This is a genomic window from Pseudomonas putida (assembly GCF_004357765.1).
GTDB classification, from domain to species: Bacteria; Pseudomonadota; Gammaproteobacteria; order Pseudomonadales; family Pseudomonadaceae; genus Aquipseudomonas; species Aquipseudomonas putida_U.
This window is the reverse complement of sequence record NZ_SMTE01000003.1, coordinates 205638-220843: the sequence shown is the minus strand read 5'-3', so window position 1 is coordinate 220843 and position 15206 is coordinate 205638. Positions and strand designations below refer to the sequence as shown.

Here is a 15206-nt window from a genome sequence, read left to right as displayed (position 1 = left end):
ACAGAGGGTTCAGATGGCCTCGAGCTTGGCGTACCCGAGCATCAGCCACTTGCTGCCTTCGGCGAAGTTCACCTGGACCCGTGCCTGGGCGCCAGAACCCTCGAAATTGAGGATCACGCCCTCGCCGAATACCGCATGCTGCACCCGTTGACCCAGGTTGAACTGGGTCTGCGGAATATTGGCATTGGCGAACAGGTTGCTCGTGGTGGCCTTGGCACCGCCGAAAGGTCGACTGACACTGTTGGAAAGACGTACTTCCTGCACCAGACCAGCCGGAATCTCGCGTACGAAACGAGACACTTTGTTGTAGATTTCGCTGCCATACAGGCGACGGGTTTCGGCGTAGGTCATCACCAGCTGGCGCATGGCGCGGGTGATGCCCACGTAGGCCAGGCGGCGTTCCTCTTCCAGACGGCCGGGCTCCTCCAGGCTCATCTTGTGCGGGAACAGGCCTTCTTCCATGCCCACCAGGAACACATACGGGAACTCCAGGCCCTTGGCGCTGTGCAGCGTCATGAGCTGGATGCTGTCTTCGTGCTCGTCGGCCTGGGCATCGCCCGCTTCCAACGAGGCGTGGCCGAGGAATGCCGAAAGCGGCGAGAGCTCGGCGTCTTCCTCGGTGGTCTCGAAGTTGCGTGCCGCGCTGACCAGTTCCTCGAGGTTTTCTACCCGTGCCTGGCCCTTCTCACCTTTTTCTTCCTGGTGATAGATGATCAGCCCGGACTGCTCGATGGTGGTCTGGGTCATGGTGTGCAGCGGCATGTCGGCGACCTTGGCAGCCAACCCCTCGATCAGCTCGATGAACGCGCCTAGCGCGCTGGCAGCGCGGCCCTTGAGGGCCTTGGCAGCGAGCAGCTGGCACATCGCCTCCCACATCGACACCTGGCTGTGGCGCGCATGTTCACGAATGGTCTCGACGGTTTTCTCGCCGATACCGCGCGGCGGCACGTTGATCACTCGTTCCAGGGCCGCGTCGTTGCCACGGCCTTCGAGCAGGCGCAGGTAAGCCATGGCGTTCTTGATCTCGGCGCGTTCGAAGAAGCGCTGGCCGCCATAGATGCGGTAGGGGATGCGTTCGCGCAGCAGGGCTTCCTCGAGCACCCGCGACTGGGCGTTGGAGCGATAAAGGATGGCGATGTCGCTACGCGAACTACCTTGCTTGATCAGGCTCTCGATGGTCTCGACCACGTAGCGTGCTTCGTCGTGCTCGTTGTAGGCCGCGTACAGGGTCAACGGCTCGCCTTCACCCAGGTCGGTCCACAGTTCCTTGCCCAAGCGCCCGCTGTTGTTGGCGATCAGGGCGTTGGCGGCCTTGAGGATACCGCCGGTGGAGCGGTAGTTCTGCTCCAGGCGAATCATTTCGGCATCGGGGAAGTCAGCGGTGTACTGATGGATATTCTCGATCTTGGCGCCGCGCCAGCCGTAGATCGACTGGTCGTCGTCGCCCACAGCCATCAGGCTGCCGCCATCTCGGCCGGCCAGCAGGCGCAGCCAGGCGTACTGCACCGCGTTGGTATCCTGGAATTCGTCGACCAGCAGGTGGCGGAAACGCCGCTGGTAGTGTTCGAGCAGGCCGGGGTGGTCGCGCCAGAGATCGAGGGCGCGCAGCAGCAGTTCGGAGAAGTCGATGACCCCGGCGCGCTCGCACGCTTGCTCGTAGGCTTCGTAGATGCTGCGCATGGTGGCCAGGAACAGGTCGCCGCCGGCCTGGATATGCTGCGGACGCAGGCCTTCGTCCTTCTGCCCGTTGATGAACCACTGGGCCTGGCGTGCCGGCCAGCGCTGCTCGTCGAGGCCGAGTTCGCGGATCACCCGCTTGACCAGGCGCTGCTGGTCGTCGCTGTCGAGGATCTGGAAGTTCTGGTTGAGCCGCGCCTCCTGCCAGTGCGCCCGCAACAGGCGGTGCGCCAGGCCGTGGAAGGTGCCGACCCACATGCCTGCGGGGTTGATCCCCAGCAGTTGCTCGATACGGTGGCGCATTTCGGCCGCCGCCTTGTTGGTGAACGTCACCGACAGGATCGAGTGCGGCGAGGCCTGCTCCACCTGGATCAGCCAGGCGATGCGGTGCACCAGCACGCGGGTTTTACCGGAACCGGCGCCAGCAAGCACCAGCTGACGCCCGAGCGAGGCCGCGACGGCCTGGCGTTGGGCATCGTTTAGGGAGTTCAGCAGGAGGGAGAGGTCATCTGTGTGCATCGCGCCATTCTAGGGCGAGGCGGGTGAAGGGGCAAACATCCACTGTATAAATGTTCACCCCATCGCTGCCTTCCGTCGCCTGGACGCCTACCGCGGGTCAGCTGTGCCAGTGGCGACCGTCGCGGGTCAGCAGGCCATTGGCCTGTTCCGGGCCGTTGCTGCCGGCGGCATAGGGGCGCGGTGGCTGGAAGTGTTCTTCCCAGCCGCGGATGATCGGATCGATCCAGGCCCAGGCCGCTTCCACTTCGTCGCGGCGCATGAACAGCGTCGAATCGCCGGCCAGCACGTCGAGCAGCAGGCGCTCGTAGGCATCCCAGCGGCGCGTCTGGCTGAACACCTGGGCCAGGTTCAGGTCCAGGTCGACCGGCTCCAGGCGCATACCCTTGCCGGGGCTCTTGGTCATCATACGCAGGCTGATGCGCTCGTCCGGCTGCAGTTGGATGAGCAGCTGGTTGACCTGGCCGCCGCTGAACAGCTCGTGCGGCACGGGCTTGAACTGGATGACGATTTGCGACGAGCGTCGCGCCATACGCTTGCCGGTGCGCAGGAAGAACGGCACGCCGGCCCAGCGCCAGTTGTCGATGTGAGCGTGTACCGCGACGAAGGTCTCGGTGTCGCTGTCGTTGTCCACGTCCTTCTCGAAGTAGTAAGCCGGGACTTCCTGGCCGCCGATGTGGCCGGCACCGTACTGACCGCGGACAGTCTTGTCCTGCACGTCCTGGCCGCTGATCGGCTTGAGCGCGCGCAGCACCTTGACCTTTTCATCGCGCACCGCTTCGGCCTCGAACTGTGCGGGCGGCTCCATGGCCACCAGGCACAGCAACTGCAGCAGGTGGTTCTGCAGCATGTCACGGGTAGCACCGGCTCGATCGTAATAGCCACCGCGGTTTTCCACGCCGAGGGTTTCGCAGACGCTGATCTGCACGTGGTCGACTTGGCCGTTGCGCCACACCGGTTCGAGCAGGGCATTGGCGAAGCGCAGGGCCATCAGGTTCTGCACGGTCTCCTTGCCCAGGTAATGGTCGATGCGGAACACCTGGGGTTCGTCGAACGCCAGGCCGATCGCTTCGTTGATGGCGGTTGCCGACTCCAGCGAATGGCCGATCGGTTTCTCCAGCACGATGCGCGCTTCGTGATCGGCCAGCCCGGCGATGCGCAGGTGATTGGCGATGGGCACGAAGAGCTTGGGCGCGGTGGCCAGGTAGTAGATGCGGGTCAGCCCGCCGGGCTCGCCGAGGTAGCGCGCCAGACGACCGAAGTCCGCGCTTTGCGTGGCGTCCATGGGGAAGTAGTCGAGCCGTGCACAGAAGCGCCGCCAGACGTCTTCTTCGAAGTCGTTGCGGGCGATCTGTGCCCGGCAATGTCGTTCGGCGAGCTTGAGGTAGTCGTCACGCGAAAGGTTGCGCCGGGCCAGAGCGATGATGCGTACGGCAGTGTTCAGGCGCGCCTCGCGATACAGGTGATAGAGCGCCGGCAGAAGCTTGTGCAGGGCCAGGGTGCCCGTGCCGCCGAAGACCACAATGTCGCAAGGAATAGTCAAACCACCACTCTCCACGTTCGTTTAACTGGGCGGGTTGGCGTCCATGTAGTATAACTACAAGAAAGCTACATCCCGGCTAGCCGATCATAACCGAGTCCAGACCGTGAATCTGTTGCAACATATCGCTCAATCGCGCCACCTGCTGCGCAAATCGGAACTGAAAGTCGCCGACCACGTGCTGCTGGACCCGGCTGCGGTCATGCACAGTTCGATGGCCGATCTGGCGCACAGCGTGGGCATCAGTGAACCTACCATCGTGCGCTTCTGCCGTGCGATCGGTTGCTCGGGGTTCCAGGACCTCAAGCTCAAACTGGCGCAGAGCCTGGCGGCCGGTGCCAGTTTTGGACAGTTCGCGATCCACGAGGACGACTCGGTCGCCGACTACAGCCTGAAGATCTTCGACACCACGCTGCATACGCTGATGGAGGTGCGCGAGCATCTCGACCCCCAGGCGTTGCAGCAGGCGGTCAGTGCAATGGCCCAGGCCCAGCGCGTGGAGTTCTATGGGTTCGGTGCCTCTGGCGCGGTGGCCGCTGACGCCCAGCACAAGTTCTTCCGCCTGCTGCTCAGCGCGGCGGCGTATTCCGATCCGCACATGCAGGCGATGTCGGCTGTCACCCTGAAGCCTGGCGACGTGGCCGTGTGCATTTCTCAGTCGGGGCGCTCCAAGGACCTACTGATCACCGCCAACCTGGTGCGCGAAAGCGGTGCCAACCTGATCACCCTGTGCCCGAGCCAGACCCCACTGGCCGAGCTGTCGACCGTCAACCTGGCGATCGATGTGCACGAGGACACCGAGATCTATACCCCACTGACCTCGCGTATCGCCCACCTGGTGGTGATCGACGTGCTGGCAATGGGGGTGGCCATGGCCCGCGGGCCGAGCCTGGTCAACCACCTCAAGAGCGTCAAGCGCAGCTTGCGCAGCCTGCGTTTGTCGCCCAAGTCGATCAAGGCTACAGACGACTGATTTGCGTCTGGGCCGGAGTTAGCAGCGCAAATTCATCGATTTGTCACCCTTTCACAGCCAAATCGTAACCCCACGGCGCCAGCCTGAAATTCCCCGCATCCTCTCTGGGAGACAGGCAATGGCTCGTGACTTCGACGGTTCGTACCAACCCAGCGCCAAGGCTCGCAAGCAACAGGAAAAAGACCAGCGTCGCATGGAATATCGCCGCGCGATCGAATGCTATTGCGACCAGCGCCAGCTGCTTCGCGATCTCGCCGACTACCCAGAGCTGCAGGAGCTCACAGCGTGGCGGGCAGCGTCGGCAGTTTCCCAGAGAAACGCTCAACAAGCCCACTGATCATCGCACGTTCGCTGCGGATGAACGCAAGAAACGCCAAGGCCACCGGCGACTGCCGCTTGGCCTTGGATTGCACCACGCACCAACTGCGATACAGGGGCAGCTCCTCCACCGGCAGCTCCTTGAGCACCCCGGTGGCCAGCTCAAGGTTCAGCGCATGGCGCGTCAGCAGGGCGATGCCCAGCCCCGCGATCACGCATTCACGCTGGGCATCGGCCGAGGCCACTTCCAAGGTCTGGGTGAAGTGCACGCGCTTGTCCTTGAAGTATTCCTCGCAGGCCTTGCGGGTTCCCGAGCCCTGTTCGCGCACGAGTAGCGTATGAGGCTCCAGGTCCTGCAAGCGCAGGTGTTCGAGCTTGCTCAGCGGATGATCGGGCGGGGCCACCGCGACGATCGGGTTGTTGAGGAACGGCAAGAACTCCAGGCCCATGTCCTGGGGCACCATGGACATGATGATGAGGTCATCGCGGTTGTCGGAGAGGCGGCGGATGGCCTGGGCGCGGTTGACCACCGTCAAGGTGAGGTTGACCTCCGGGTGACGTTGCTTGAAGGCGGCGAACAGGTGTGGCACGAAGTACTTGGCACTGGACTCGACCGCCAGTTTCAACTGGCCCTGCAGTGAGCCCTGCATATCCGACAACTGCATGTCCAGGCTCTCCAGGCGCCCGAAGATGTCGCGGCTGGCTCTCTGCAGGGCCTCGGCGGCCTCGGTCAGATAGAGCTTCTTGCCCACGTACTCGAACAGCGGCTGACCAATCAGCTCTTCGAGCTGGCGAATCTGTAGACTTACGGCGGGTTGCGTGAGCGACATTTCCTCCGCTGCACGGCTGTACGAGCGCAGATCGCACACCTCGTTGAAGATCTGCAACTGACGTAAAGTCATACGCATCAAGGACTTACGCATTTTATCCCGCCCTCCGGCAACAGCTTGTAACCAGACTATAAGCTTTTGCTAATACAGCCCCTAACAAATATTGATTTTTGTTTATCATCCATCGGCGCTAGCTTGAATGGGCGACTGGCCGACAACGTCTGGTCACGCGCCGACCGGTAGAACCGGCTCGTCTGTTCCTACGGCTTTGGGAAGACTCCAGTGATAAAAAAAATCCTGATCGCCAACCGGGGTGAAATCGCAGTTCGGATCGTGCGTGCTTGCGCCGAGATGGGCATTCGCTCTGTCGCGATCCACTCCGACGCCGACCGTCACGCCTTGCACGTCAAGCGTGCCGACGAGGCCTACAGCATCGGTGCCGAGCCCCTGGCCGGCTACCTGAACCCGCGCAAGCTGGTGAACCTCGCTGTGGAAACCGGCTGTGATGCCTTGCACCCAGGCTACGGTTTCCTGTCGGAAAACGCCGAACTGGCGGAAATCTGCGCCGAGCGCGGGATCAAGTTCATCGGCCCGGCCGCCGACGTCATTCGCCGCATGGGCGACAAGACCGAAGCTCGCCGCACCATGATCCAGGCCGGCGTGCCGGTGACCCCAGGCACCGAAGGCAACGTGGCCGACATTCATGAAGCCCTGAGCGAAGGCGACCGCATCGGTTACCCGGTGATGCTCAAGGCCACCTCCGGTGGCGGCGGCCGTGGCATTCGCCGCTGCAATAGCCGTGAAGAGCTGGAACAGAACTTCCCTCGCGTGATCTCCGAAGCTACCAAGGCCTTCGGCTCGGCGGAAGTGTTCCTCGAGAAGTGCATCGTCAACCCCAAGCACATCGAGGCGCAGATCCTTGGCGACAGCTTTGGCAACGTCGTACACCTGTTCGAACGCGACTGCTCGATTCAGCGCCGTAACCAGAAACTCATCGAAATCGCCCCGAGCCCACAGCTCACCCCCGAACAGCGTGCCTACATCGGCGACCTGGCGGTGCGTGCGGCCAAGGCGGTGAATTACGAAAACGCCGGTACCGTGGAGTTCCTGCTCGCCGATGGCGAGGTGTACTTCATGGAGATGAACACCCGGGTGCAGGTGGAACACACCATCACCGAGGAAATCACCGGCATCGACATCGTCCGCGAGCAGATCCGCATCGCTTCGGGGCTGCCGCTTTCGGTCAAGCAGGAAGACATCCAGCACCGCGGCTATGCGTTGCAGTTCCGTATCAACGCCGAAGACCCGAAGAACAACTTCCTGCCCAGCTTCGGCAAGATCACCCGTTACTACGCCCCCGGCGGCCCGGGCGTGCGTACCGACACGGCGATCTACACCGGCTACACCATTCCGCCGTTCTACGACTCCATGTGCCTGAAACTGGTGGTCTGGGCGTTGACCTGGGAAGAAGCCATGGACCGCGGCCTGCGGGCTCTGGACGACATGCGCGTGCAAGGGGTGAAGACCACCGCCGCTTATTACCAGGAAATCCTGCGCAACCCGGAATTCCGTAGCGGCCAGTTCAATACCAGCTTCGTCGAAAGCCACCCTGAACTGACCAACTACTCGATCAAGCGCAAACCCGAAGAGCTGGCCCTGGCCATCGCCGCCGCCATCGCCGCCCACGCAGGCCTGTGAGGAACCCTATAATGTCCAAGAAAATTCACGTAACCGACACGATCCTGCGCGACGCCCACCAGTCCCTGCTGGCTACCCGCATGCGCACCGAAGACATGCTGCCGATCTGCGACAAGCTCGACAAGGTCGGCTACTGGTCGCTGGAAGTCTGGGGTGGCGCGACCTTCGATGCCTGTGTGCGCTTCCTCAAGGAAGACCCGTGGGAGCGCCTGCGCAAGCTGCGCGCGGCACTGCCCAACACCCGCCTGCAGATGCTCCTGCGCGGCCAGAACCTGCTGGGCTACCGCCACTACAGCGACGACGTGGTCAAGGCGTTCGTCGCCAAGGCTGCGGTCAACGGCATCGACGTGTTCCGCATCTTCGATGCCATGAACGATGTGCGTAACCTGCGCGTGGCCATCGAGGCGGTGAAGGCCGCCGGCAAGCACGCCCAGGGCACCATCGCCTACACCACCAGCCCGGTCCACACCATCGAAGCCTTCGTCAACCAGGCCAAGCAGATGGAAGCCATGGGTTGCGATTCGGTGGCGATCAAGGACATGGCCGGCCTGCTCACCCCGTATGCCACCGGTGAGCTGGTCAAGGCGCTGAAGGCCGAGCAATCGCTGCCGGTGTTCATCCACTCCCACGACACCGCCGGCCTGGCCGCGATGTGCCAGCTCAAGGCTGTGGAAAACGGCGCCGATCATATCGACACCGCGATCTCCAGCTTTGCCTGGGGCACCAGCCATCCGGGCACCGAGTCGATGGTCGCAGCGCTCAAGGGCAGCGAGTTCGACACCGGCCTGGACCTGGAACTGCTGCAGGAAATCGGTCTGTACTTCTACGCCGTGCGCAAGAAATACCACCAGTTCGAGAGCGAGTTCACCGCCGTGGATACCCGCGTGCAGGTCAACCAGGTGCCGGGCGGGATGATTTCCAACCTGGCCAACCAGCTCAAGGAGCAAGGTGCCCTCAACCGCATGAACGAAGTGCTGGCGGAGATCCCGCGGGTGCGTGAAGACCTCGGCTTCCCGCCGCTGGTGACCCCGACTTCGCAGATCGTCGGTACCCAGGCGTTCTTCAACGTGCTGGCCGGCGAGCGCTACAAGACCATCACCAACGAGGTGAAGCTGTACCTGCAAGGCGGTTACGGCAAGGCTCCAGGCGTGGTCAACGAGCAACTGCGCCGTCAGGCGATCGGCAGCGAAGATGTGATCGACGTGCGTCCAGCCGACCTGCTCAAGCCGGAGATGACCAAGCTGCGTGCTGACATCGGTGCCCTGGCCCGTTGCGAAGAAGACGTGTTGACCTTCGCGATGTTCCCGGACATCGGGCGCAAGTTCCTCGAAGAGCGTGAGGCCGGCACCCTGACCCCCGAAGCCCTGCTGCCGATCCCGGAAGCCGGCGCTGTTGCCGCCCCAGGCGGCGAAGGCGTACCGACCGAGTTCGTCATCGACGTGCACGGCGAAACCTACCGCGTCGATATCACCGGCGTGGGTGTGAAAGCCGAAGGCAAGCGTCACTTCTACCTGTCGATCGACGGCATGCCGGAAGAAGTGGTGTTCGAGCCGCTCAACGAGTTCGTCGGCGGTGGCGGCAGCAAGCGTAAGCAGGCCAGCGCCCCAGGCCACGTCAGCACCACCATGCCAGGCAACATCGTCGATGTGCTGGTCAAGGAAGGCGACATGGTCAAGGCCGGTCAGGCTGTACTGATCACCGAAGCCATGAAGATGGAGACCGAAGTCCAGGCGGCCATCGCCGGCAAGGTCGTGGCCATCCACGTGGCCAAGGGCGATCGCGTGACGCCGGGTGAGATCCTGATCGAGATCGAGGGCTGATCGAAGCCCTCATCTACAAGCGGTTTACCTCGGGGGAGCGGATGCTCCCCTTTTTTTGTGGTGGATTAACTGGCCACTCAACCCTGGCGGCATGTCTCCAGCGTCTCCACTTGCCCCCCAGGCCGCTGGTTCTCCTCACTCAACCACCGCTCGAACCCCGCCGCCACCTGTGGCCACTCCTCATCGGTAATCGAGTACCACGCCGTATCGCGGTTATGGTCCTTGACCACCATGTGCTTGCGAAACACCCCTTCGTAGACGAAGCCGAAGCGCTCGGCCGCGCGCTTGGAGCGGGCGTTGTCGTTGTTGCACTTCCATTCCAGGCGCCGGTTGCCCAGTGCGAAGCCCAGCTTGCCGAGGAGGTAGATGGCTTCAGTGCCCTTGGGGGTGCGCTGCATGATGGCGCCGAAGGCGATATGGCCGATTTCGATGCGACCATGCTCAGGCACGATCGACAACAGGCTGAGGATGCCCTGGGCCTGGCCGTTGCCGCGATCGATGACGGTGTAGAACAGCGGATCGCGGCTGGCGGCGTTACCTTCCAGCCAACGGTCGAACGTACTGCGCTCGGCAAACGGGCCGTAAGGCAGGTAGTCCCACAGGCGCGGGTCGCTACCTGGGCCCTGAAGTACCTGCCAGAGGTCATCGCCATGGCCTGTAGGGTCGAGTTTTTCCAGGCGTATGAAACGGCCTTCGAGGGTTTCCGCCAGTGGTGGCGTGGCGGGCTTCCAGTGCAATGCGTCAGTCATGATCTGCCTACAACCCTTTGCGGAATTGGATGAAGCCAGGGCGCTCGGCAACCTGCTGGTACAGGCTGATGGCGGTGGCGTTGGTTTCGTGGGTCAGCCAGTGCACCTTGATGCACCCGGCTGCCTTGGACGTGGCGTAGACATGCTCGATCAGCTGGCGACCGATGCCCAGGCCGCGTTGGCTGCTGTCCACGTACAAGTCCTGCAGGTAGCAGGCGTTCTCGATGCTCCAGTTGGAACGATGATAGATCCAGTTGACCATGCCGACCGCCTTGCCATCCACCCAGGCCAAGGCCGAATGGGTGGGCTCGTTCGGGTCCAGCAGGCGTTGCCAAGTGCTGGCGCTGACCTCATCGGCCAGTTCGGTTTCGTAGAAACGCAGGTAGTCCTGCCAAAGGCCGAACCAGGCGGCGTGGTCTTGGGCGGAGACGGGGCGCAGGGTAACGCTGGGCATGGGCTTTTCCTTCAGAGTTGGCGCATTTGCGCCGCAAGTTGGTTATCCAGGTGATCGGAGCTGGCCTCCAGCCCTTCGCGCACGCCAGCGATGTCCTCGGCCGAGCGGTTCTGGCTGAGTTTGCGCGCCCCTTGCAAGCGGGCTATCGGCAGGCGAATGCCGACGATGGCGCGAAGCATGCCGTCCAGGTAGTCGCGGGGCGCGTCGGAAACCTTCCACGGCGTCTGGCGAGCCCGTTCATGGCGATCGGTCAAGCGGCTGACGATCTCCAGCAGCGACTCCGGGCTGTGGATAACTTCCGCTGAGCCATAGGCGTGTACCGCCAGATAGTTCCAGGTGGGTACTACCTTGGGATTGTCGGCCTTGCTTGGGTAGTAACTGGGACTGACATAGGCGTCGGCGCCTGGGAACACCAGCAGCGCTTCGGCGCCTCGCTCGAGGTCCTGCCATTGGCGATTGGCCCTGGCCAGGTGGGCGTAGACGGTCCCGAACTCGCCCTCGTGGGTGTCCACCAACACGGGCAAGTGCGTGGCCAGCAGGCCGTGTTCGCCGTGGCTGACCAGCATGGCCAGGCGGGTGCCCTGCATGTGCTGGTGCAACCGGTCGAGGTCGTGCTCCTGATGGGGTTTGCTGTTGTACATGCGCAGTTCCTTGTCGAATAGCGTCATCGTAGGCAGGCTATTGGTCTAGGTTAAGAGCCATTGCTGACTGTTTTGATAGGTCCAATTCCATGAGCGAGCGCCCCCTCGTATTGCCATTCGACCCTGCGGGGATCGTCCTCGACCGCCGACGCGGTCTCAGCCAGCAGCTGTATCAGGCTTTGCGCACGCGAGTGCTGGATGGGCGCTTGAGCAGCGGCACGCGGCTGCCGGCCACCCGTGATCTGGCGAGCATGCTGGCGTTATCGCGCAACAGCGTGGTACGCGCCTACGACCAGTTGTATGCCGAGGGTTACATTGAAAGCCGGGTCGGGGATGGCACCTACGTGACAAAACTATCCACACAACTGTCCACAGGGTTATCCCTGGGGTTATCAACAGGTTTATCCACATTTGAGCAAGAGAATACTGGTGATTTGTCCAGCGGCGCGCGTACTAGCGAGCCGCTGCTGCGGCTGAAAAAACACCATTTGGCGCCTCCAAAAAGCGGGGCCCCACGCGCTTTTCGTGTCGGAATTCCCGCGTTCGATTTGTTCCCGTTCGACGTTTGGGCCAAGCTGCAGGCGGGTTTCTGGCGCGATCCCGATCCTGCGCAACTCGGTTACGGCGATCCGGCGGGTGAGGCAGTATTGCGTGAACTGATCGCCGCTTACTTGCGTCGTTCGCGAGGCTTGTCGTGCGTGGCTGAACAAATTGTGATCACCAGTGGCGCGCAGCAGGCAATCAGTCTTTGTGCACAGTTGCTGTTGCAGCCTGGTGACGCGGTGGCTGTGGAAAACCCAGGTTACCGAGCCGCCGGCCACGCCTTCGCGGTGGCCGGGGCCAAGGTGGTGGGCGTAGCGGTAGACCACGACGGCATGGATTGCAGCCGCCTGGCGCAGGTGGCCGACTGTCGGCTGGCCTATGTCACGCCGGCGCACCAATACCCTACCGGGGTGACCATGAGCCTGGCGCGGCGCCTGGAGTTGCTGGCCTGGGCCGAGCGCGGCGATGGCTGGATCATCGAGGACGACTACGATGGCGAGTACCGCTATAGCGGTGCGCCGCTGTCACCCCTGGCGGCGTTGGACCGGGGAGGGCGGGTGTTGTACGTCGGTACCTTCGGCAAGATCGCCTTTCCGGCGCTGCGCCTGGGCTACCTGGTGCTGCCGCCGCGGCTGGTGGAGGCGTTCAGCCAGGGCAGGGCACTGGCGGTGCGACATTCGGAGGTCGGCAGCCAGTGCGTGATGGCCGAGTTCATGGCCCAGGGGCACTTCCAGCGGCATATCCGTCGTATGCGCAAGGCGGCGTTGAGCCGGCGCAACGTGCTCAAAGCGGGTTGGCCGGAGGATGTCGCAGGGTTGGGACCCATGCCGGAGGTAGCGGCCGGACTGCATGTGAAGGTGGATGTGGATAACCTTGCGCGAGAGCAGGAACTGCTGGCCAGGGCAGCGGAGGTGGGCGTCGAGATTTCGCCATTGAGTGGGTACTGGTTGCCGGACAGCGAGGTGCCTGTGGATAAGCGTGCTGGATTGGTGCTGGGGTTTGCAGCGGTGCCTGAAGGGGAGATCGCCGAGGCGTTGATGCGCTTGCGCAAGGCTTGGCGGCGATGAGGGGCGCTTCCCGGCGGTTCGGCGCCCCGACAAACCCGCTCTCATAGAACAAAACATAACTCATTGATTTAGCGGAGATCTGTGGGAGCGGGCTTGTCCCGCGAACACCGGCGAAGCCGGTGCCATCCACCGCGTCGCCCCATTCGCGGGACAAGTCGGGGCGCCGAACCGCCGCGAAGGGCGCGACTCAGGTTCCGGACTTGATCCGCGTCCAGGCTCGCGTGCGTGCCCGCTCCGCGTCACGCGGTAACGGCTTGAGGGTATACAGCTTGGTCATCGCCTCTGCTGTCGGGTACAGGTTCGGGTTGCTGCGAATCGCCGGGCTGACCTTGTCAGTGGCGTCCTTGTTCGGGTTGGGGTAACCGACGAAGTCGCTGATCGGCGCGATCACCTCCGGTCGCAGCAGATAGTTGATGAATGCATGGGCATCCTCGGGGTTGGCGGCGTTCTTCGGGATCGCCAACATGTCGAACCAGATCGGTGCACCTTCCTTGGGCAGACGCATGTCCACCACCACGCCATTCTTGGCATCCCGTGCGCGGTTGGCGGCCTGCGAGAAGCTGCCGCTGTAGCCCACTGCCACGCAGATGTCGCCGTTGGCGATGTCGGCCATGTACTTCGAGGAATGGAAGTAGGTGATGTAGGGGCGGATCTTGAGCATCAACTGCTCGGCCTTCTTGTAGTCAGCCGGCTTGTCGCTGTTCGGCGGCAGGCCCAGGTACTGCAAGGCCAGCGGCAGGATCTCCGATGGCGAGTCGAGCAGCGCCACACCGCATTGCTTGAGCTTGGCGATGTTCTCTTCCTTGAAGATCAGATCCCAGCTGTCCACCGGCGCTTGGTCACCCAGTGCCGCCTTGACCTTGTCTGGGTTGAAGCCTATCAGCACGGTGCCATACATGTAGGGCACGGCGAACTTGTTGCCGGGGTCGTTGGCCTCGATCAGCTTCATCAGGGCCGGATCCAGGTGCTGCCAGTTAGGCAGCTTGCTGCGGTCCAGTGGCTGGAACACCCCGGCCTCGATCTGCTTGGCGAGGAAGACGTTGGACGGCACCACCACGTCATAGCCGGAATTGCCGGTCAGCAACTTGGCTTCGAGCGCCTCATTGGTGTCGAAAATGTCGTAGATCAGCTTCACCCCGCTGTCGGCCTGGAAGCCGGTCAGGGTCTGCGGGGTGATGTAGTCGAACCAGTTATAGACCCGCAAGGTACGCTGTTCGGCCTGGGCAGGCAGGGCGCCTGCGACCAGGGCAGTGGCGATGAGCGGGGCGAGCAGGCGCTTGAGTCGGACCATTACCGGGCTCCTGGTTGGGCGAGTTGGAAACCTTCCAGCACATTGACTGCATTGATGCCGATTTCCTCGACAGCGTAGCCGCCTTCCATCACGAACAGGGTCGGCTTGCCGAGCTGGCCGATGCGCTTGCCCATCTCCAGGTAGTCAGGGCTGTCCAGCTTGAACTGCGAAATCGGGTCGTCCTTGAAGGTGTCCACGCCCAGCGAGATCACCAGCACCTCGGCATCGTAGTCGGCGATGCGTTGGCAGGCGTCCTCCAGGGCGGCGCTCCAGGCGTGCCAGTCGCTACCGGCGGGCAGTGGATAGTTGACGTTGCAGCCTTCGCCCGCGCCTTCGCCGGTTTCATCGGCGTAGCCGAGGAAGAACGGGAATTCTGCCTGGGGATCGCCGTGGATGGAGGCGAAGAACACGTCGTTGCGGCGGTAGAAGATATCCTGGGTGCCGTTGCCGTGGTGGTAGTCGACATCGAGGATGGCGACCTTTGCCCGACCCTGGTCGAGGAAGGCCTGGGCGGCGATGGCGGCGTTGTTCAGGTAGCAGTAACCGCCCATGACCTCGGCGGCGGCGTGATGCCCTGGTGGTCGGCATAGCGCGAAGGCCGAGTGGGCGCCTTGCTGGATCGCGGCCTGGGCGGTGAGGGCGACTTGCGCGGCGCTGTAGGCGGCCTGCCAGGTGCCGGCGGTGATCGGAGCACCGGCATCGAAGCTGTAGTAGCCCAGCTCGCCGTGCAGGCCGGTCGGTTTGACCTGGCGCAGGGTGCGCGCCGGCCAGGTGAAGGGCAGCAGGTCGCCTTCCTGGCCCATGGCAGCCCAACGCGCCCAGGCGCCTTCGAAGAAGTCCAGGTAGTCAGCGCTGTGGATGCGCTGCAGCGGCGCGCGACCGAAGTCGGTCGGGCCTTGAACCGGGCCAAGGTCGCGCTTCTTGACCCGCTCGAGCACATGGTCGGCGCGCGACGGCATCTCGAAACAGGGCATCAGCTTGCCGTCGATCAGCTCACAGCGACCGTGGTGCAGGCGATGATCATCGGAATAGATCGTCAGCATTTTGTTGTTCTCCGGTGGGACTGGCGTAGGGCCATTTTCACGGGTG

At 63.1% G+C, this 15206-nt stretch carries 13 protein-coding genes; 5 read left to right on the top strand and 8 right to left on the bottom strand.

Annotated elements, in window-relative coordinates; translation table 11 throughout:
• Positions 1 to 9 precede the first annotated feature (9 nt).
• Both uvrD and zwf read right to left on the bottom strand, forming a co-directional pair.
• Positions 10 to 2196 (bottom strand): DNA helicase II, encoded by a 2187-nt coding sequence (gene uvrD, locus E2H86_RS05605; protein ID WP_133325562.1) that lies wholly within the window; start codon positions 2194 to 2196, stop codon positions 10 to 12.
• A gap of 97 nt (positions 2197 to 2293) precedes the next feature.
• Entirely contained in the window at positions 2294 to 3736 is a 1443-nt protein-coding gene (zwf, locus tag E2H86_RS05600; protein WP_133325560.1) for a glucose-6-phosphate dehydrogenase, read from the bottom strand.
• A 103-nt stretch (positions 3737 to 3839) separates the two neighbouring features.
• On the opposite strand from zwf, the gene hexR reads away from it, so the two are divergent.
• Both hexR and E2H86_RS26180 read left to right on the top strand, forming a co-directional pair.
• Positions 3840 to 4706 carry a transcriptional regulator HexR gene (gene hexR, locus E2H86_RS05595; protein WP_003253273.1) on the top strand — a complete coding sequence of 289 codons (867 nt, stop codon included), beginning with the start codon at positions 3840 to 3842 and terminating at the stop codon, positions 4704 to 4706.
• Positions 4707 to 4824: 118 nt separating this feature from the next.
• Positions 4825 to 5043 (top strand): PA3496 family putative envelope integrity protein, encoded by a 219-nt coding sequence (locus E2H86_RS26180; protein ID WP_133325558.1) that lies wholly within the window; start codon positions 4825 to 4827, stop codon positions 5041 to 5043.
• Here the strand turns inward: E2H86_RS26180 and E2H86_RS05585 are convergent.
• Positions 4985 to 5947 carry a LysR family transcriptional regulator gene (locus E2H86_RS05585; RefSeq protein ID WP_133325556.1) on the bottom strand — a complete coding sequence of 321 codons (963 nt, stop codon included), beginning with the start codon at positions 5945 to 5947 and terminating at the stop codon, positions 4985 to 4987. The genes E2H86_RS26180 and E2H86_RS05585 overlap by 59 nt on opposite strands.
• A 189-nt stretch (positions 5948 to 6136) precedes the next feature.
• Between E2H86_RS05585 and E2H86_RS05580 the strand changes: the two genes are divergently transcribed.
• The gene (locus E2H86_RS05580) at positions 6137 to 7552 is read left to right on the top strand and encodes an acetyl-CoA carboxylase biotin carboxylase subunit (protein WP_133325554.1); all 1416 of its coding nucleotides are present in this window, start codon (positions 6137 to 6139) and stop codon (positions 7550 to 7552) included.
• Positions 7553 to 7563: 11 nt separating this feature from the next.
• Positions 7564 to 9372, top strand: a complete 1809-nt coding sequence (gene oadA, locus E2H86_RS05575) for a sodium-extruding oxaloacetate decarboxylase subunit alpha (RefSeq protein ID WP_133325552.1) — start codon at positions 7564 to 7566, stop codon at positions 9370 to 9372.
• Between the two features lie 77 nt (positions 9373 to 9449).
• On the opposite strand, the gene E2H86_RS05570 is transcribed toward oadA, so the two are convergent.
• The 3 genes from E2H86_RS05570 to E2H86_RS05560 are packed head-to-tail and all read right to left on the bottom strand — an operon-like array spanning position 9450 to position 11216.
• Positions 9450 to 10121: a GNAT family N-acetyltransferase gene (locus E2H86_RS05570; RefSeq protein WP_133325550.1), complete on the bottom strand. Its 672-nt coding sequence runs from the start codon at positions 10119 to 10121 to the stop codon at positions 9450 to 9452.
• 7 nt (positions 10122 to 10128) lie between these two features.
• Entirely contained in the window at positions 10129 to 10575 is a 447-nt protein-coding gene (locus E2H86_RS05565; RefSeq protein ID WP_133325548.1) for a GNAT family N-acetyltransferase, read from the bottom strand.
• 11 nt (positions 10576 to 10586) lie between these two features.
• On the bottom strand, positions 10587 to 11216 hold the full coding sequence (locus E2H86_RS05560) for an FMN-binding negative transcriptional regulator (RefSeq protein WP_133325546.1): 630 nt from the start codon (positions 11214 to 11216) through the stop codon (positions 10587 to 10589).
• A gap of 89 nt (positions 11217 to 11305) precedes the next feature.
• On the opposite strand from E2H86_RS05560, the gene pdxR reads away from it, so the two are divergent.
• The gene (gene pdxR, locus E2H86_RS05555) at positions 11306 to 12826 is read left to right on the top strand and encodes a MocR-like pyridoxine biosynthesis transcription factor PdxR (RefSeq protein WP_133325544.1); all 1521 of its coding nucleotides are present in this window, start codon (positions 11306 to 11308) and stop codon (positions 12824 to 12826) included.
• A gap of 187 nt (positions 12827 to 13013) precedes the next feature.
• Here pdxR and E2H86_RS05550 read toward each other — a convergent pair whose 3' ends face one another.
• Both E2H86_RS05550 and E2H86_RS05545 read right to left on the bottom strand, forming a co-directional pair.
• Entirely contained in the window at positions 13014 to 14117 is a 1104-nt protein-coding gene (locus E2H86_RS05550) for a polyamine ABC transporter substrate-binding protein (RefSeq protein ID WP_133325542.1), read from the bottom strand.
• The gene (locus tag E2H86_RS05545; protein WP_133325540.1) at positions 14117 to 15160 is read right to left on the bottom strand and encodes a histone deacetylase family protein; all 1044 of its coding nucleotides are present in this window, start codon (positions 15158 to 15160) and stop codon (positions 14117 to 14119) included. Before E2H86_RS05545 ends, E2H86_RS05550 begins: the two co-directional genes overlap by 1 nt.
• Positions 15161 to 15206: the final 46 nt, after the last annotated feature.